The following is a 20,289-nucleotide window of genomic DNA, read 5'->3' on the forward strand; positions in this document are numbered from 1 at the left end:
TGCCTTTTTAAATTTTATATAAATAGATTAATCTTATTTATTTGGATTTAAAATAGTATTAACTCTATCTGCTGCATCTTGTAAATGGTAACGAGAAATTGTGTTACGAGCGTTAGGAATACTACGTTTAATATCTCTTTGTATTCTTTTTAATTCGCCTCTAACAACTGCTTTAATATCAGATTGACTAATATTTACTGCAGTTTGTTTAAAATAACCTCCGCTTCTTCTAACTCCGCTTTGGTTTTTAGCTTTGTTTAATAAAAAGTCTAAACGATCTAAATGTGCTCTTTGTAAATTTCTTCTGTAACCATCAATTGTTTTATTTGTATATAGTTCAGCCCAAATCCCTTTTCTAAGATCTGTCATCATATTTACAAAAGTATACGCTTTAGTTCCGTTTAAAACTTCATTCTCAATTAAACGAGTTAAACGACCAGTTTTTAAAATTTTGTTTAAAGTACGTACTTGTAAGCTTCTAATTTCATCAACAGAACCAGAATATTGTGTTTTTGCAATAATATTTTGATCTATTAACCAAGTAGGTGTTTTAAATAACTCATTATTAACAAAAGCTAAGGCTCTTTTTTGATGATCTTTCGAGGTATGTGTATATACTGTACCTTCTTGATCAGCAGTTTTAAAGTTTTCGTAAACTCCACCAATATTAGAGCTAACATGTCCCATATATCTGTTAAACTGACCAACTAATTGACCATACATTGTTTTTAACTCTTGATAGCCTTCACCGTTTTCAGTAGTCCATTCTTCTAAACGAGGTAAAATACGTTGTAAGTTTTTAATACCGTAAGCACTTGCTTTCATAGCGTCATCTCCTAAATCTTCAGTTTGAGAACTTGGATCGATGGTATTTCTTACTTGTTGATGACCAAATCTATAAATAGGATCTCCTTTTTTATCAGTAATCCATTTATTTAAAATAGCTTTTTCATCTTTAGCAGAAGTGTTTAAGATAGGACGGTATCCCCAGCTCATTGCATATTTATCATAAGGTCCAATATTAGGCATTAAAGCAACACCTTTATCTTCTGGTTGTGCAACGTAATTAAAACGCGCATAATCCATAATAGAGGGAGCTGTACTATATTTTTTAGTAAAACTAGCAGAGCGTAAAGAGTCTACAGCATAAGCAGCAGAACTTCCCATGTTATGTGGTAAACCTAAGGTATGACCAACTTCGTGAGAAGAAACAAAACGTATTAAACGCCCCATAATTTCATCTTTAAACTTATTTTTTCTAGCTTCAGGATTAATCGCCGCAGTTTGAATAAAGTACCAGTTATGTAATAAAGTCATTACATTATGATACCAGTTGATATCAGATTCTAAAATTTCTCCAGAACGAGGGTCGCTAACGTGAGGTCCGTTTGCATTTGGAATAGGAGAGGCTAAATAACGAACTACAGAATAACGAACATCTTCAGGACTCCATTCTGGATCTTCCTCTTTTGTTGGTGCATCTTTAGCGATGATTGCATTTTTAAAACCAGCAGCTTCAAAAGCAACTTGCCAATCTTCAATTCCTTCTTTAATATATTTACTCCATTTTTTAGGCGTAGCTCTATCAATATAATAAACAATTTGTTTTTTAGGTTCTACTAATTCACCTCTCTTAAATTTAGCTAAATCTTCATCTTTAACTTCTAAACGCCATCTGTCTAAATAAGTTACTGATTTACTTTTTTGAGTATCTAAACCATAATCAGTTTGAGAACTTGTAAACCAACCAACACGTTCGTCAAAATAACGACGTTTCATAGGTACTTTAGGAAGTAAAATCATAGAGTTACTTAATTCTAAAGAAACGGCACCAACACTTGAGTTTGATGGCGCTTTACCAGCAACATAAGTTTTTACGTGGCGAACTTCAATGTTTTTTGGATAACTACTCATACGATCAATATATGATCGGTTTTTATCCATTTTAGAAATCTTGTAATTTTTTCTACTAAATTGAGGAAATCCGATTGCTTTAACATCTGTAGCAAATAAAGGAGTAGCGTCAATTACTGTAGCTGTAGAATCTTTACTGAATGCTTTTATAGGAAAAGCAAAAAGAATAGGTTCGAAATTAGAATTAGCCACTGCTTCGTGAATAGGTAAAATAGAATCTGCAACTACATTGTGTGAAACAACTTTTAATAATATTTTTTTCTGATTTTTTACCCAACGTAACACTTGCGTATTTTGTTTTCCACCTCCAAAACCAATTCCGCTTGCGGTTTTAGCAATTCTGGTAACCATTAACATTTCACGGTTTAATAACGAATCTGGAATTTCAAACAGATAGTTATTGTCTTTCGAATGGATTTTAAATAAACCTTTATCAGTTTTATGTTTTTTGGTAACGACTTTGCTATAAGGCTTTATGGCGTTTTTATCTGGTTTGCTTTTTGGTTTTACAGCAGCAGCCTTTTTGTCGTTTTTTTTCTTTTTTTACGTTGTGCTTCAGTGTTTAAAGAAACGCCTAAAAAAAGAAATACAATCAAAATTCTTGAAAGTAATCTTTGTGTCATTGTATTTGGTTTGAATATGAAGCACCGAATTTAGTTAAATGAAAGTTGTATTCTTCTTAATAAATTGTTAAAGCAAAAAAAGGCAACCAATTTGGTTGCCTTTTTAAATTTAAAAAAACTAAGAATGGTTTAGTTTTTTAACCAAGCATTTCGTAAAATTACTTTTGGGTTTGTTGCAGGTAATTTTTCTATTACTAAACCAGTTGATTTACTAGTTGGTTGTACGTAATTTCCTGATATTTTTACAGGTTTACCATCTCTGGTAATTTCCATTGTTATTGTGTCACCAGCTTTCCATTGCATTGTTTTTCCTAAAATAGGACGAATGTTGGCTAACGAAATTTTTTCTCCGTTTACAGATTCTAAAATATCACCAGCTTTAATACCTAAAGCTACTAAAGCTGAATTAGTTCTTGGAGTAAAGAATATTTTTTTATCACTATTTACAGAAATAAAAGGTTGTCTTTTAGAATCTAAAAAATAAGTTGAATTTTCAGTTTTTGTTTCTTTTGCAACTCCTATTTTGTTGAAGTATGTTTCGTAATTAATAGGTGTTGCTCCTTGTACATGAGTTTTAAAGAATTCACCAACTGAAGGATATGTCATTTTTACAATTTCAGCTATAATATTTTCATCTTTAAAGGCTTTGTTTTTTCCGTACTTTTTAGATAAATCTAACATCATGTTTCTAACACCGTAAGTACCTTTACTCTCTTCTCTTAAAATAATATCTAAACACATTCCAATTAATGCACCTTTTAAATAAACATTACTATAGTTTTTGGCATATTCAGGTTCTAAAATATTCTTACTCATCTTAGTAAAAGACATTGCGTCATTAAAACGTAATGAAGATCCAATTTTATTATTCATTTCAGTAATAAATTCCTCTTCAGAAATTAAACCTTGGTTTACTTGAAAAAGATTTGCAAAATATTCAGTCATTCCTTCGTACATCCATAAATGCTCAGACATGTTTGCTTTGTTAAAATCAAACGAGTGAATTTCTTCAGAATGTACAGAAAGAGGTGAAACAATATGAAAAAATTCATGAGACACTGTTCCATTAATCATGTTGCTAGCAAACCTTTCCTTACTCATTGTTTCAGGGTACACAACAGTTGTAGAAGATCGATGCTCTAAAGCTCCATATCCTTGGAATTTATAAACTTCAGAGTCAAATAAATACACTAACACATTGTATTCGTTTGTAGTTTCAAAACCTTTTAAAAAGTTTGTTTGCGCAGTCATCATTGTTTTTAAAGCTTCTTCTAAATCAGCCGCTTTGTGTTTGTTATTTGGCGAGTATATTGCTAAATTAACATCAATTCCGTTTACGTTAAAATTTACATTATTTAATGGCGCATACATAATTGGGTTGTCAGAAATCTCGTCATATCTTGGCGCTAAAAAAACATCTTTACTATTATCAGTCTTTGTCGTATTCTTGTTAATTAAAGATGAAGTTTCATATAAGTTTGTTGGATGCGTTATCGAAATCTCATAAGGAAATTCTTTTCTACCATTAAAGTATCCAATAAAACCTGGTAGGTTCAATAAGAAGTTCTTTCCTTCTTCGATATTTGTACCTGCCATTACATAAATTTTATGCTCTTTCTTAGAATCGAAAGTATCATCAATCCAGTAAGAAAGTTTATCCATAGTCTTAGCATTGTTAATTTGCCAAGAGTTTTTGTTTAATTTTTTAACAGTTAATTCTTTTCCGTTGTAATCAAAAGCTTTAAAGTCTGAAACAAATTTCCCGTAATTACTCATCACATACGTTCCTGGTACAATTGCAGGAATGTTATATACTAAGGTCTCTTCTTTAATTTTTTGCGGATTTACCTCAACCATCACTTTGTCGTTAACAACAGTGTTTAAGTCGATTCCAATTTCTATTGTTTGTTTGTTGTTTTGAGCTGTTTTGTAAGTAGAACAGCTTGCTAACAAAGCTAAAGAAGCGATTCCTAATAGTATTTTTCTCATGATTAGTTTTTATTTATTGCATAAGTATTAATTTTAGATGAATTGTTACACTTTTTGTTGTTTATTTAACACCATTTTAAGAGCGGTAATATCAACTAAAACATTGTACCTTTGCAACGGCATGAGAATAAGACGAGTTTCAGATTGGTTACCGACTACAAATAAGGAGGTTAAGTTAAGAGGATGGGAAGAATTAGATGTAATTCTTTTTAGTGGAGATGCATATGTAGATCATCCATCATTTGATCCTGCAGTAATTGGGCGTATACTAGAAAGTTACGGATTGCGAGTAGCAATTGTACCACAACCTAGTGTAAATGATAATTTACAGGATTTTGAAAAGTTAGGAAAACCAAGATTATTTTTTGGAGTTACCGGCGGATGTATGGATCCGATGGTGAGCAACTATACGGCTAGTAAGCGTCGTAGAGATAAAGATGCGTATACACCAAATGGCGATAAAGGATTTAGACCGGATTATGCAACATCAGTATATTCAAAAATATTAAAAGATAAATTTCCTGATGTACCAGTTTTAATTGGTGGTATTGAAGCTTCTTTAAGAAGAGTTACACATTACGATTATTGGTCGGATAAATTACTGCCGTCTATTTTAGAAACTTCTAAAGCAGATATGCTGGTATACGGAATGGGAGAACAGCCTTTACGAGAAGTTGTAGAATTGTTACAAAAAGGAGTTCCGTTTTCGAGTTTAAAAACAATTAAACAAACTGCTGTTTTTGTTGATAAAGGAGAAGATTTTCCGAAGAATAAAAATTGGGAAGACATAGAAATCAATTCTCATGAAGCTTGTTTAAAGGATAAAAAAACGTTTGCCTCTAACTTTAAAGTAATAGAGCAGGAGTCAAATAAATTAAAAGCACGACGTATTTTTCAGAAAGTAGGTGATAAGAAGTTGATGATAAATCCGCCGTACCCTACAATGACTGAAAAAGAAATTGATGGGTCTTTCGATTTACCTTTTACACGTTTACCACACCCAAAATATAACAAGCGAGGCCAATTCCGGCTTTTGAAATGATCAAGTTTTCAATAAATATTCACCGTGGATGTTTTGGGGGATGTAGTTTTTGTACTATTTCAGCACACCAAGGGAAATTTATTGCAAGCCGAAGTGAAGAGTCTGTTTTAAGAGAGGTAGATAAAGTTACCCAAATGGATGATTTTAAAGGGTATTTATCTGATATTGGTGGGCCTTCTGCTAATATGTATAAGATGAAGGGTAAAATACAATCTATCTGTGATAAATGTGTTGCTCCTTCTTGTATATCGCCAGTAATTTGTAGTAATTTAGATACTTCACACAAGCCGTTAACAAAATTATATCAAGCTGTTGATGCACATCCGAAGATAAAAAAATCGTTTATTGGAAGTGGTATCAGACACGATATGTTGGTGCCTGAATTTAATAAAAATGCAGATCCGAAAGAGTTAGATGCCTATACCGAAGAGGTAATGACAAAACATATTTCTGGACGATTAAAAGTAGCACCAGAGCATACTTCTGATCCTGTTTTAAAATTAATGCGTAAGCCGTCATTTAAATATTTTCATATGTTTAAAGAACGATTTGATCGTATTAATATCAAGAAAAAATTAAAACTTCAATTAATACCTTATTTCATCTCTAATCACCCAGCATGTGAAAAAGAGGATATGGCAAATTTAGCTGCCGAAACAAAAGAAATGGGATTTCAGTTAGAGCAGGTGCAAGGTTTTACGCCAACGCCAATGACGGTTGCTACGGTAATTTATTATAGTGGATATCATCCGTATACATTAAAACCTACTAAAACACCTAAAACTGCCAAAGAAAAAGAAGAGCAGCACAGGTTTTTCTTTTGGTATAAAAAAGAAAACAAAGACTGGATTAAAAAAACGTTAAACAAAGTAGGAAGACAAGACTTATTAAAAGTTTTATTACCCGAAAATAACTCATGGAAGAAAAATAAATCAGCAAAAGAAGCAAAAAACACTTTTGATGATGCTGTTCCTTTCAATCAGCGTAAAAGTAAAAATTATAGAGCTCCTAAAACTGAAGACAAAGAAACTAAAAGTTATAGAGGATCTAAAACAGAGGTGAAAGAAAGTAAAAGTTATAGAACACCTAAGAATAAAAAAAGAAGAAGGTAATATAACTTCTTTTGTAAAATATTTAAAATAAAAAAACTTAGTGTGTAAAAGCACTAAGTTTTTTTATGGACTTTAATTGTGAAAATTTCTCTCCATAATAACATATTCAATTCCGCCTTTTTTAAATTTTTTAGTTGTTGATGTCAAATCGAATCTCTCATAAAATTTTGATTTCTCAACTCGAGCATTACACCATAGTTTTGCTACTTTTTCTTTTTTTACTAAGTCGATTACTTTGTTTAATAATATTGTTCCGTAGCCAAAACCTTGGTGCTCGATTAACGTTGCAAATTTTCTGAATTGAGCCTCGTTGTTCGATATAAATAAAGAAATAATTGATGTTATTTCTCCGTTTACAAATAATCCAAAATGTTTGCCCTTTTCATCATTTGGTAATTCAACATAACTCATCGGTTTATCAGGCCACATAACTTTATGTCGAATAGGGAGCACTTCAGAAATGGTAATTTGCTTGATTTCAGCAATCTTTTTTTTCAATAGTTGAGGTTTTCTAACAAGCGGATTTATTGCAACTGCTTTATAAAATTATTAATCCCTGCGGTTCCTTTTTTGTCCAATTCTTTAACAAAAGCCGAACCAATAATTGCTCCATTCATATATTTACAAGCCGTTGTAAATGTTTTCTTATCAGAAATACCAAAACCAACAATTAATTTACTTTGTAATTTCATAGCGTTAATTCGATTAAAATAATCGATTTGCTGTGATGAAATCTCTCCTTTTGCCCCAGTAATTGATGCGGACGCTACTACGTAAATAAAAGCTTCTGTTAACGAATCTATTTTACGAATTCTTTCTTCCGATGTATTTGGCGTAATTAAAAATACGTTTGTTATTCCGTATTTCTTAAACAATGCTTGATAATGATTTTCATATTCAATCATTGGTAAATCCGGAATAATTACAGTATCAATTCCTGTTTCTTTTACTTTTTCACAAAATTTATCTTCACCATATTTTATAATTTGATTTAAATATCCCATTAAAACCAATGGTGTTTTATTTGTGTTCTTTATGGCTAATAACTGCTCAAAAACTACATCAAGGTTCATTCCGTTACTTAACGCAACCGAACTACTGTGTTGTATCGTCTGACCATCTGCTAAAGGATCTGAATAAGGCAAACCTACTTCTATAAAATCTACCCTACTATTACTTAAATCAGTAACAATTTTTGCTGTATCATCTAACTTCGGAAAACCTGCCGTAAAGAAAATAGATAATAAATTTTGACTTTGATTTTGAAAAACTTTTTTTATTGAATTCATTTTTATTGAATTTTGTCAGTTCGAGCGCAGTCGAGAACAAGCTAAAATTGTCACAATATTTCAACTACACTCAAGGTGATATTTATTTTAATCTTCTAAATGCTTAATGTAGGTCTCTAGATCTTTATCTCCTCTTCCTGATAAATTAACAACTACAACTTGGTCTTTTTTCAAATCCATTTTTGGTAAAACAGCCAAAGCATGTGCTGTTTCTAAAGCCGGAATAATACCTTCTATTTTTGTTAATTCATAAGCTGCATCCAACGCTTCTTTATCGGTTGCATTCATAAATTTCGCTCGTTTAGTTTCATGTAAATAAGCATGTAAAGGATCAACTCCTGGATAATCTAATCCTGCTGAAATTGAATAAGGCTCCACAATTTGACCATATTCATCTTGCATTAAAATAGTTTTACTTCCATGAATTACACCAACTTCTCCTAATTGAGAAGTTGCAGCACTTTCACCAGAGTTAACACCCAAACCAGCAGCTTCAACAGCAATTAGCTCAACATCTTTATCATCTAAATAATGGTAAAAAGCTCCTGCTGCATTACTACCTCCACCAACACAAGCGATTATTGTATCCGGATTTTCTTTACCTGTATATTCTTTTAATTGCACTTTCATTTCTTCTGAAATAACTGCTTGTAATCGTGCAACCATATCTGGGTAAGGGTGCGCCAACCACAGATCCTATTAAATAATACGTTTCTGGGTGTTGAATCCAATAACGAATTGCTTCGTTGGTTGCGTCTTTTAATGTTTTACTTCCGCTTGTTGCAGGAACAACTTTTGCTCCCAACATTTTCATGCGCGCTACATTTGGTGCTTGTCGTTTTATATCGGTTTCTCCCATAAAAACAACACATTCTAAATCCATCAATGCACAAACTGTTGCCGTTGCTACTCCGTGTTGACCTGCACCTGTTTCTGCAATAATTTTAGTTTTTCCTAAATGTTTGGCCACTAAAATCTGACCAATAGTATTGTTTACTTTATGAGCTCCTGTATGATTTAAATCTTCTCGTTTTAAATAAATAGTTGCACCATATTTTTCTGATAAGCGTTTTGCTAAATACAACGGACTAGGGCGACCAACATAATGCTGTAACAAATCTTTATATTCTTCCTGAAAAGCATCTGAACCTAATATTTTTAAATAATTATCTTCTAATTCCTTAACGTTAGGATATAATAATTCAGGAATAAATGCACCTCCGAACTGTCCGTAATATCCTTCTTTAGTTGGTTTAAATTCTGATTCCATTTCTTTGTTTTTTAACTTTTCATCAACCTAAAAAAGGTTCTGTTCGATGATTTATTATATTTTTAAAGTTTCTTTAAACTTCTTTATGTCTTTTACTGATTTTAAACCAGCTGACTCTTCAAACTTACTATTTACATCTAAAGCATAAATAGGCAAACCTGTTGCTTGTAATTTTTTAATTTCTGATGCTTCTTCTAGTCCAATTCCGCCACTTAAAAAGAATGGTTTTTCAAAAGGATAACTCTCTAAAATCTGCCAATTAAAAGTTATTCCATTTCCGCCTCGTTCTTTTCCTTTTGTATCAAACAAAAAATAATCCACCGTTTCTAAATATGGATTTAAAGAATCAAAATCAAACGCATCTTTAATTCCAAAAACTTTCACCAACTCAGGCATTTTGTATTTTGCCTTTTGATGTTTTTCTGCAATACTTTCTTTAAAAATGGATGTTAGTTTTTGTAAATATTCTGGTGATTCATCACCATGAAGCTGTACCATATTTAAAGCATACTCTTCTACTAATGAAACCACTATTTCGGGAATTTCATTTACAAAAACACCTGCTTTTTTTATTTCTTTTGGTAAATCAGGAATGATGCCTTCAAAATTTCTTTTTGATTTTTCATAGAAAATAAATCCCAAATAATCTGGCTGTAACGCTGCAACTTGTTGGATATTTTCTATGTATTTCATTCCACAGACTTTCAGTTTCATATTTATCGTATTTGATCAATGAATTCCTTACAAGCTAATCCCGGATTATCGGTTTTCATAAAAGTTTCACCAATTAAAAAACCTTGAAAACCATGCTCTTTTAGTCCAGTAATAATCCTTGGATCAGAAATTCCGCTTTCAGAAACTTTAATTGCTGTATCTGGTATTTGACTTGCCAGTTTTATAGAATGTTCTAAATCTACCTCGAAAGTTTTTAAATTACGATTATTAATTCCGATAATCTTATTATCTAAATCGTTAATTTTATCTAACTCTTCCTGCGTGTGAACTTCATACAAAACCTCTAAACCTATGTCGTTTGCTAACTGACCGTAATTTTTAAGTTCTTGCTTGGTTAAACAAGCTGCTATTAATAAAATAACATCAGCTCCGATTGCTTTAGCCTCAACAATTTGAAATCCGTCTACAATAAAATCTTTTCTTAAAATTGGTCGTAACTGATTTACAGTTCTAGCTTCTAATAAATCGGCCATGGTTCCTCCAAAAAAAGAAGTATCTGTTAAAATTGATTGCGCTGCTACATTTGCGTCTAAATAACCTTCCGTAACTTCTAGGATAGTGGCTTTATCGTTAATGATTCCTTTTGAAGGAGATTGACGCTTAAATTCAGCTATTATACCTGTTGAACCAACTTTTAATAGTTCTTTCTTTAATGAGAAAGGGGCGTTTTTAAAATTCGGACTTTCCACCAATTTACTTACAGGAACTTCTGCTTTAATCTTGGCTATTTCTGTTTTTTTAAACGCTATTATTTTATCGAGTATTGTCATATTGCTATTCTTTGTCACTTCGAGTGATTTTCGATTTTATGAGAAAATTATATAGAGAAGTTATTTTGTTCTCGATACAAATTTATTCATTCTTCATAAATTTACTCGAACTGACATTTAATTTATTTTACTAATTTATTTAAACAATCTTTCACTTTTAATCTTAACAAAGAATCTATTGCTTCTTGAAAACTCTTTTTCTTGTTCTTTGTCACTTCGAGTGATTTTCGATTTTATGAGAAAATTATATAGAGAAGTTATTTTGTTCTCGATACAAATTTATTCATTCTTCATAAATTCACTCGAACTGACATTTAATTTATTTCATTAATTTATTTAAACAATCTTTCGCTTTTAATCCTAACAAAGAATCTATTGCATCTTGAAAACTCTTTTTCTCGTTCTTTGTCACTTCGAGTGATTTTCGATTTTATGAGAAAATTATATAGAGAAGTTATTTTGTTCTCGATACAAATTTATTCATTCTTCATAAATTTACTCGAACTGACATTTAATTTATTTCACTAATTTGTTTAAACAATCTTTCGCTTTTAAACCTAACAAAGAATCTTTTGCTTCTTCGTAAGTATCTTGAAAACTCTTCTTATCATCAATAATTTTTAAGGCAAATGCTGCATTTGTTAACACCACACTATTTTGTGCCTCGGTACCATTTCCTTCAATTATATTTTTGAATATTTTTGCAGCATCAGCAACAGATTTTCCTCCAAAGATAGCTGATTGTTCTATTCTTTTCTGACCTACATCTTCCGGGTTAATTAATTGCTCTCCGTTTTTGGTAAACAATTTAAATCCGCTTGTTAAAGATATTTCATCATAACCATCTAAGGCGTGAACAATACCATAATTTGTATCTTCCTCTTGTAAAATATAATTATACAAACGGGCAACTTCTAAATTAAAAGTTCCTAATAATTGATTTTTAGGTGAGCTAGGATTTACTAAAGGTCCTAACATGTTAAAAAACGTTTTTAACGCTAATGCTTTTCTTGTTGAGCTTACTGCTTTCATTGCTGGATGAAATTTTGGCGCGTGTAAAAAACAAATATTAGCTTGTTCTAATTGTGATTTTAAAACAGCTTCGTCATTGGTAAATTCATATCCGAAACTTTCTAACATATCTGACGAACCTGATTGAGATGACACTGAATAGTTACCGTGTTTTGCTACTTTTTGCCCGGTTCCGGCAACAATAAAAGACGTTAATGTAGAGATATTAAAAGTATCTTTTCCGTCGCCACCTGTACCAACAATGTCGATGGTGTTATAATCAGAAAAGTCTACTTTTATTGCTAATTCTATCAACGCATTTCTGAAGCCTGAAAGCTCGTTAACCGAAATAGGGCGCATCATAAAAACGGTCATAAAAGAAGCCAAATGCGCTTCGTTAAATTTACCCGAAGCAATATCAATCAAAACTTGTTTTGCTTGTGGTTTTGTTAATTTTTTATGTTGATATAAATCGTTTAAAATTTCTTTCATTTTTCTAAGCTTATTCTATTTAATTGAGCAAAATAGAGATCTAAATAAAACCTCTCGACTGCGCTCGAAGAGATAATTTACTTTTTTACGTTATTTAAAAAATTACGAACTATTTGCTCGCCAACTTCTGTTAAGATAGATTCTGGATGAAATTGTACTGCCGACATATTAAATACGCTATGTTCAATTGCTTGAATTCCGCCATCTTCATCTACAGCTGTAATGTTAATTTCTGTTGGGAAGTTTTCATTTGAAGCAATCCAAGAATGATATCTTGCCGCTTGAAATTTTTGTGTAATTCCTTTAAAAATAACAGCCTCTTTATTAATAACTTCCATTTCTGTGGCAACACCATGAAAAACCTCTCCCATGTTTTCTATACTTCCTCCAAAAACTTCTGTAATTGCTTGTAAGCCTAAACAAACCCCAAAAATAGGTTTTTTACCTGCATATTGTTTTATAACCTCTTTTAAAATACCTGCTTCATCAGGAATTCCAGGTCCTGGTGATAAAATAATAACATCGTACCTTTCTATTTCGGTTACAGAAATTTCGTCATTTCTATATACATCAGGCAAATTACCTGTAATATCTTGTATCATGTGTACCAAATTATAGGTAAACGAATCGTAATTATCTAGTACTAATATTTTCATCTTTTGTTTTTTTGCGTTAAGGATTGAAACGGCATCCTTTTTATTATTTTCAATAAAAAGATATAGTGGAAAGCCTGTTAAAACGCCCTAAATATTTTCAGCTAAAGTCAACGCTTTTTTTAATGCTGCTAATTTATTATTTACTTCTTGCAACTCTTTTTCTTCGTCGGAATGAATTACGATTCCCGCACCTGCTTGATAATACAAAACGTTATTTTTACTAACGAAAGAGCGAATTGCGATGGCAAGATTTACCGAACCGTCTAAACCGATGATTCCGACTGCACCACCATAAAATCCGCGAGATTGATTTTCATAAGTATCTATCAATTGCATGGCTTTGTATTTTGGTGCTCCGCTTAAAGTTCCGGCAGGAAAAGTATCTCCTACAATTTCTATCGGATTTCCTTTAATACTTCCTTTTACGGTAGATACTAAATGAATTACGTGGCTAAAATATTGCACTTCTTTAAACACCTCAACTTTTACTTTATCGGCATGTTTACTTAAATCATTTCTTGCCAAATCTACCAACATTACATGCTCGGCAGTTTCTTTTTTATCTTCGGATAATTGCTTGCCAAGTTTTATATCTTTTGCCATATCTCCGGTACGCCTAAAAGTTCCGGCAATTGGATTTATGATAGCTTTTCCTTCATTTATTTTAATTTGAGCTTCTGGTGAAGACCCCATTAATTTAAAAGATCCGTAATCGAAATAAAATAAATATGGCGACGGATTTATTGAGCGTAATGCTCTATACACATTAAATTCATCTCCTTTAAATTTTTGTTGAAACTGACGTGATAATACCAATTGAAAAACATCGCCACGCTTACAGTGTGCTTTTGCTTTTTTTACATATTCTTTAAAATCGTCATTCGTGCAATTTGAAGTTTCTTCTCCGCTAATTTCAAATTTTTGCGTATTAAAAGCCTGCGCTTCTATTATAGTTTCTATTTCTGAAATTCTCGACTCCGTTCCTTCTTCAATATTTTCTATCAGCGTCATTTCATCATTAAAATGATTGATTGCTATAATAAATCGGTAGAAACTGTATTGCATTACAGGTATTTTAGAAGGCGCATCTTTTACATTTAACTGTATGTTTTCGAAATACTGAACACTATCGTAGGTTGAATATCCGTATAAACCGTTAAATGATTTTAATGCTGGGGGGCAATCTAAAGCGATTGACTTTGAAAAACCATCAAATAAGGTATAAAAGTTCTTATCTATTTTACTTTCTGAAATTGTTTTTCCTTTTTTAGAAACAGTAAAATTATGATCCTCAACTTTCATCGTAACCACAGGTTCAATAGCAATAAAAGAAAAACTTTCTTCTTTACTATGATAGTCTGAACTTTCTAGTAGTAAGGTGTTTGCGTATTTATCTCTAAATCGCAAATACAAACCAACCGGAGTTACGGTATCAGAAATTTTACTTTTTGTTATTGTGTTAAATTTTATTTTTTCCATTTTAAACTTGTCAGGTCGAACGCAGTCGAGACCAATTTAATCTCTTTTCTTGTCTATAACCTCTCGACTGCGCTCGAGGAGACATTTGTTTTATTGTTTAAAAAAACAAAAAAGGCTTATCGTGAGATAAGCCTTTTTTTATATTATATACATATAGGTTTCTTCTCACTTAACTATTAAGAGAGTTCCACCACCATATGTTGTTTTGTTTCATCATTATGCGACAAATGTATAAAGTGTTTTTGATTTAGCAAAATTTATTTTACTTTTTAATGTTGATGTTTTAAAGCATTATGATATCAGGTAAAAATACAATATGATAATTACATATAATACTTGTTTTTCAATTTAATGTTTAAAATTGAAATCATAAATTAAAATATTGTTTTTAAAAACGAACTATATACCGTGATTTGTAGCATAAATAAGAACTAAATATCTCAATTTGCTTGAGGTAATAAAAATATAAAAGTTATGTGTGGAATTGTATGTGCGTTTGATTTAAAAGAGTCTTCTGAGAGTTTAAGACCTCAGTTATTAGAAATGTCTAAAAAGATTAGACATCGTGAGTCAGATTGGAGCGGAATTTATAGTGATGACAAAGTTATTATGACACATGAGCGTTTGGCAATTGTTGACCCCGCTTCTGGTCAACAACCTTTATTTAGTGCTGATAAAAAATTAATTTTAGCCGCAAACGGAGAAATCTATAACCACAGAGAATTAGCTAAAAACCTTACAGGTTCTTATGAGTTTCAAACAGCTTCTGATTGTGAAGTGATTTTAGCACTTTACAAAGAAAAAGGTGTTGATTTTGTAGATGATTTAAACGGGATTTTTGGTTTTGCTTTGTATGATGTTGAAAAAGACGAGTATTTTATTGCTCGTGATCATATGGGGATTATTCCTTTATATATTGGCTGGGATCAAAACGGAACTTTTTATGTTGCTTCTGAATTAAAAGCTCTAGAAGGAGTTTGTGCTAAAATTGAATTATTCCCTCCAGGTCATTATATGTCGAGTAAAGATGGAAAATTTGTACAATGGTACAAAAGAGACTGGTCAGAGTACGACGCTGTAAAAGAAAACGAAACTAGTATTGCAGAGGTTAAAGAAGCTTTAGAAGCTGCTGTACACAGACAATTAATGAGTGATGTGCCTTATGGTGTTTTACTTTCTGGCGGATTAGATTCTTCTGTAATATCAGCAATTGCTAAAAAATACTCGCAAAAAAGAATAGAATCAGACGATAAATCGGAAGCTTGGTATCCTCAATTACACTCTTTTTCTGTTGGATTAGAAGGTTCGCCAGATTTAGCGGCAGCTCAAAAAGTTGCCGATCATATTGGTACAGTACACCATGAAATAAAATTTACCATTCAAGAAGGTTTAGATGCTATTAAAGATGTGATTTACAACATCGAAACATACGATATTACTACTATTCGCTCTTCTACACCAATGTATTTAATGGCACGTGTTATTAAATCGATGGGAGTTAAAATGGTGTTATCTGGTGAAGGAGCTGATGAGATTTTTGGTGGGTATTTATATTTTCATAAAGCCCCAAATGCCGAAGAATTTCACGAAGAAACGGTTCGTAAATTAGATAAATTACACATGTACGATTGCTTACGAGCTAACAAAAGTTTAATGGCTTGGGGAATTGAAGGTCGTGTTCCGTTTTTAGATAAAGAGTTTATAGATGTTGCTATGCGCATCAATCCGAAAGATAAAATGATTAACGGAGAACGTATGGAAAAATGGGTGATTAGAAAAGCATTTGAAGATATGTTGCCAGAGAGCGTTGCTTGGAGACAAAAAGAACAATTTTCTGATGGTGTAGGTTATGATTGGATTGATACTTTAAAGGAAGTAGTAGACAAGGAAGTTACAGATGAACAATTGGCTAATGCAAAATTTAGATTTCCGATACAAACACCACAAAACAAAGAGGAGTTTTATTACAGAGCCATTTTCGAAGCCCATTTTCCTAGTGATACGGCTGCGTTAAGTGTTCCGCAAGAGCCAAGTGTTGCTTGTAGCACAAAAATTGCATTAGAATGGGATGAGGCTTTTAAAAACATGAACGAACCATCAGGTAGAGCAATTATGAGCGTACATGACGACGCGTATTAAAACTAGTTTTTAAGTTGATAGTTAGCAAACTATGATATTCTAATTTAAAAATTAATTGATAATCTCATCAGCATTTATTGCATTTATAGCGAATGTTCGCTAACCATTTTCTAAACACACCACAATAAGAATGAAAATTAAAAAAGTACTTGTCGCAAATAGAGGGGAAATTGCTATCAGAATTTTTAGAGCCTGTACAGAAATCAATGTTAAAACGGTAGGTGTTTACACCTTTGAAGATAGGTATTCATTACATAGATATAAAGCAGATGAGTCTTATCAAATAGGCGAAAATAATGCACCGCTGAAACCGTATTTAAATATTGACGAAATTATTAGGGTTGCATTAGAAAGTGGTGCCGATGCAGTGCATCCTGGTTATGGTTTTTTATCTGAAAATGCAGATCTTGCTCAGAAGTGTGAGGACAATGGTATTATTTTTATTGAATCCAAAGTATCTGTATTAAAATCTTTAGGAGATAAAATCACCGCAAAAGAAGTTGCTGTTGCAAATAATATTCCCGTAATAAGAAGTAACGAAAAGCCTTTAATAAATATTGATGTTGCTTTAAGTGAAGCTGAAATAATTGGATATCCGATTATGTTAAAAGCTGCTTCTGGTGGTGGCGGAAGGGGAATGCGTGTTATTAGAAAAGCCGACGAATTAAAAAGAGCTTTTAATGAAAGTAAACGTGAAGCGTTAAATGCTTTTGGTGATGACACTGTTTTTTTAGAGAAATTTGTAGAAAACCCGAAACACATAGAAATACAAATTGTTGCCGATAATTTCGGAAATACAGTACACCTTTTTGAGCGCGATTGCTCTGTGCAACGTCGTTATCAAAAAGTAATTGAATTTGCACCTTCATTCGATTTAAAGCAAGAAATAAAAGATGCGCTTTATAAATATGCAATCGATATTTGTAAAGCAGTTGATTATAATAATATTGGTACGGTAGAATTTTTGGTTGACGATGATGATTCTATCTATTTTATTGAAGTAAATCCAAGGGTTCAGGTAGAACACACGGTTACCGAAGTGGTAACAAACATCGATTTAATAAAAACTCAACTATTTATTGCTGGCGGATATAAACTAGCAGATCAACAAATAAAAATACCAAATCAAGAAGCTGTAAAAGTAAATGGTTATGCGCTACAATGTAGAATTACAACCGAAGATCCGCAGAACGATTTTAAACCGGATTACGGAGAAATTACCACTTACAGAAGTGCTTCTGGATTCGGAATTCGTTTAGATGCCGGTAGTGTTTATCAAGGTGCAGTTATTTCTCCATTTTTCGATTCGATGCTAGTAAAAGTTACTGCAAACAGCAGAACTCTTGATGGCGCCTGTAGAAAAGTTCGTAGAGCTTTGGCTGAATTTAGAATTAGAGGAGTAAAGACAAACATGCCTTTTCTTGATAACATTTTAAAGCACGAAACTTTTAGAAAAGGAGAAGTAACTGTTAATTTTATCAAAGAAACACCTGATTTATTTATTTTTAAAGCTCCTAGAAATAGAGCCACAAAATTAGTTACTTATTTAGGTGATGTTATTGTAAACGGAAATCCGGATGTAAAAAAAATAGACACAACAAAAACATTCGTAAAACCTATCGTTCCTAAGTTTGATGCAAATGCTAGTTTCCCTAAAGGAACAAAAGATTTATTAACAGAATTAGGACCAGAAAAATTTTCTCAGTGGTTAAAAAATGAAAAGAAAGTTCATTTTACAGATACCACAATGCGTGATGCTCACCAGAGTTTATTAGCTACCAGAATGCGAACTTTTGATATGTTAAAAGTAGCAGAAGGATACGCAAAAAACAATCCTGACATTTTTAGTATGGAAGTTTGGGGAGGCGCAACGTTTGATGTTTGTATGCGTTTTTTACAAGAAAATCCGTGGGAACGCTTACAATTATTGCGTAAATCAATGCCAAACGTATTACTTCAAATGTTAATTAGAGGTTCTAACGGAGTAGGATATACGGCTTATTCTGATAATTTAATTGAAAAATTTGTTGAGCAATCTTGGGAAAATGGAGTTGATATATTCAGAATTTTTGATTCTTTAAATTGGATGAAATCCATCGCTCCTTGTATCGAACATGTTCGTAATAAAACAAATGGTTTAGCCGAAGGATCAATCTGTTATACAAGCGATATTTTAAATCCGAAGAACAAAAAATACAATCTTAAATATTATACGCAATTAGCCAAAGATATTGAAAACGCTGGTGCACATATTCTTGCCATAAAAGACATGGCTGGTTTGTTAAAACCATACGCTGCTTTCGAATTAGTTTCGGCATTAAAACAGGAAATAAATATTCCAATTCATTTACATACACACGACACTTCATCTATTCAATCAGCCACCTATTTAAAAGCCATTGAAGCTGGGGTTGATGTGGTAGATGTCGCCCTTGGCGGATTATCAGGATTAACATCACAGCCTAATTTTAATTCGGTTGTAGAAATGATGAAATTTAATGACAGAGAAAGTAATTTAAATATTGATTCTTTAAATGAGTATTCTAATTACTGGGGAGCTGTTAGAGAATATTATTATCCGTTTGAATCTGGTTTAAAAGCAGGTTCAGGAGAAGTTTTTAAACATGAAATTCCGGGTGGTCAGTATTCAAACTTAAAACCACAAGCACAAGCATTAGGATTAGAAGATCGTTTTCATGAAATTACCAAAATGTATGGCGATGTAAATCATCTTTTTGGTGATATTGTTAAAGTAACTCCAAGTTCTAAAGTAGTTGGAGACATGGCGCAATATTTAGTAAGTAATAATTTAACGGTACAAGATGTTTTAGAGCGCGGTGATACAATTTCTTTTCCGCAATCTGTAGTTAGTTTCTTTAAAGGCGATTTAGGGCAGCCTGTTGGCGGATTCCCAAAAGATCTTCAGAAACTAATTTTAAAAGATCAAAAACCTTATACAGATAGACCAAACGCTCATATAGAACCTTTAAATATTGATAAAGAATACGCAGAGTTCAGAAAAATATTTGAGAACGATTTAAGTAGACCTATTGATATTACAGATTTTTTATCTTATAAGTTATATCCAAAAGTATTTACCGATGCTTTTAATAAACATTTAAAATATGATAGTTTATTAAACCTACCAACCAAAAATTTCTTCTATGGTATGGAAAGAGGCGAAGAAATTATTGTTGAACTAGACAAAGGAAAAACATTACTTATTTCTTTAGATTCTGTGGGACGACCAAATAACGACGGAATGGTAACGGTTTATTTTAAAGTGAATGGTCAAGGTAGATCTGTTCAAATAAAAGATGAATCCATAAAAATTGATAAAATCATTAACGCTAAAGCGGATAAAAGTAATTCAAAAGAAATAGGCGCTCCATTACAAGGAATGCTATCTGCTATTTTAGTAAAAGAAGGTGAAAAAGTTATAAAAAATCAACCTTTATTTATTATTGAAGCTATGAAAATGGAAACTACAATTACAGCTACTGAAGACTCAACAATAAAACAAATCGTTTTAAAAGGTGGAGTAATGGTAAATTCAGAAGATTTAGTTGTGAAACTGTCGTAAAAAAATAGAGCCTCAACAATAAAACCTCGCTTATGCGGGGTTTTATTGTTATTAATCATTTCAACTACCTTGCAAAAACACCAAAATCAACAATAAAGTGTTTTAACACTGTTTTAAAGCGTTTTTTATTTTTATCAAAAAACAATAAAAAAGCACTACTACTCTTTTAAACCCTTTTATTTCAC

At 32.0% G+C, this 20,289-nt stretch carries 11 protein-coding genes and 2 pseudogenes; 3 read left to right on the forward strand and 10 right to left on the reverse strand.

Annotated features, from left to right (window positions below; all coding sequences use genetic code 11):
* Positions 1-33: 33 nt before the first annotated feature.
* Both PG912_RS03215 and PG912_RS03220 read right to left on the reverse strand, forming a co-directional pair.
* The gene (locus PG912_RS03215; protein WP_408648412.1) at positions 34-2,391 is read right to left on the reverse strand and encodes a zinc-dependent metalloprotease; all 2,358 of its coding nucleotides are present in this window, start codon (positions 2,389-2,391) and stop codon (positions 34-36) included.
* A 275-nt stretch (positions 2,392-2,666) separates the two neighbouring features.
* Positions 2,667-4,526, reverse strand: coding sequence for a M61 family metallopeptidase (locus tag PG912_RS03220; RefSeq protein WP_275688456.1), 1,860 nt, complete (start codon positions 4,524-4,526; stop codon positions 2,667-2,669).
* A 121-nt stretch (positions 4,527-4,647) separates the two neighbouring features.
* Between PG912_RS03220 and PG912_RS03225 the strand changes: the two are divergent.
* Positions 4,648-6,680, forward strand: a pseudogene (locus tag PG912_RS03225) (YgiQ family radical SAM protein).
* 72 nt (positions 6,681-6,752) lie between these two features.
* On the opposite strand, the gene PG912_RS03230 reads toward PG912_RS03225, so the two are convergent.
* The 8 genes and pseudogenes from PG912_RS03230 to PG912_RS03265 all read right to left on the reverse strand — a co-directional run bounded on the left by PG912_RS03230 (position 6,753) and on the right by PG912_RS03265 (position 14,382).
* A complete protein-coding gene (locus PG912_RS03230; RefSeq protein ID WP_275688457.1) occupies positions 6,753-7,178 on the reverse strand; it encodes a GNAT family N-acetyltransferase in 426 nt (141 codons plus the stop codon).
* 26 nt (positions 7,179-7,204) lie between these two features.
* A complete protein-coding gene (trpA, locus tag PG912_RS03235; RefSeq protein ID WP_275688458.1) occupies positions 7,205-7,969 on the reverse strand; it encodes a tryptophan synthase subunit alpha in 765 nt (254 codons plus the stop codon).
* 87 nt (positions 7,970-8,056) lie between these two features.
* A pseudogene (trpB, locus tag PG912_RS03240) lies at positions 8,057-9,239 on the reverse strand (tryptophan synthase subunit beta).
* Positions 9,240-9,293: 54 nt separating this feature from the next.
* Entirely contained in the window at positions 9,294-9,932 is a 639-nt protein-coding gene (locus PG912_RS03245; RefSeq protein WP_275688459.1) for a phosphoribosylanthranilate isomerase, read from the reverse strand.
* A gap of 23 nt (positions 9,933-9,955) precedes the next feature.
* Positions 9,956-10,744 carry an indole-3-glycerol phosphate synthase TrpC gene (gene trpC, locus PG912_RS03250; RefSeq protein WP_275689007.1) on the reverse strand — a complete coding sequence of 263 codons (789 nt, stop codon included), beginning with the start codon at positions 10,742-10,744 and terminating at the stop codon, positions 9,956-9,958.
* A gap of 516 nt (positions 10,745-11,260) precedes the next feature.
* The gene (gene trpD, locus PG912_RS03255; protein WP_275688460.1) at positions 11,261-12,247 is read right to left on the reverse strand and encodes an anthranilate phosphoribosyltransferase; all 987 of its coding nucleotides are present in this window, start codon (positions 12,245-12,247) and stop codon (positions 11,261-11,263) included.
* 77 nt (positions 12,248-12,324) lie between these two features.
* Entirely contained in the window at positions 12,325-12,903 is a 579-nt protein-coding gene (locus PG912_RS03260; RefSeq protein ID WP_275688461.1) for an anthranilate synthase component II, read from the reverse strand.
* An 87-nt stretch (positions 12,904-12,990) separates the two neighbouring features.
* A complete protein-coding gene (locus PG912_RS03265; protein WP_275688462.1) occupies positions 12,991-14,382 on the reverse strand; it encodes an anthranilate synthase component I family protein in 1,392 nt (463 codons plus the stop codon).
* 474 nt (positions 14,383-14,856) lie between these two features.
* On the opposite strand from PG912_RS03265, the gene asnB reads away from it, so the two are divergent.
* Positions 14,857-16,521 carry an asparagine synthase B gene (asnB, locus tag PG912_RS03270; RefSeq protein ID WP_275688463.1) on the forward strand — a complete coding sequence of 555 codons (1,665 nt, stop codon included), beginning with the start codon at positions 14,857-14,859 and terminating at the stop codon, positions 16,519-16,521.
* 130 nt (positions 16,522-16,651) lie between these two features.
* Positions 16,652-20,104 (forward strand): pyruvate carboxylase, encoded by a 3,453-nt coding sequence (locus PG912_RS03275; protein WP_275688464.1) that lies wholly within the window; start codon positions 16,652-16,654, stop codon positions 20,102-20,104.
* Positions 20,105-20,289: the final 185 nt, after the last annotated feature.

The organism is Tenacibaculum retecalamus (genome assembly GCF_027941755.1).
GTDB lineage: Bacteria > Bacteroidota > Bacteroidia > Flavobacteriales > Flavobacteriaceae > Polaribacter > Polaribacter haliotis_B.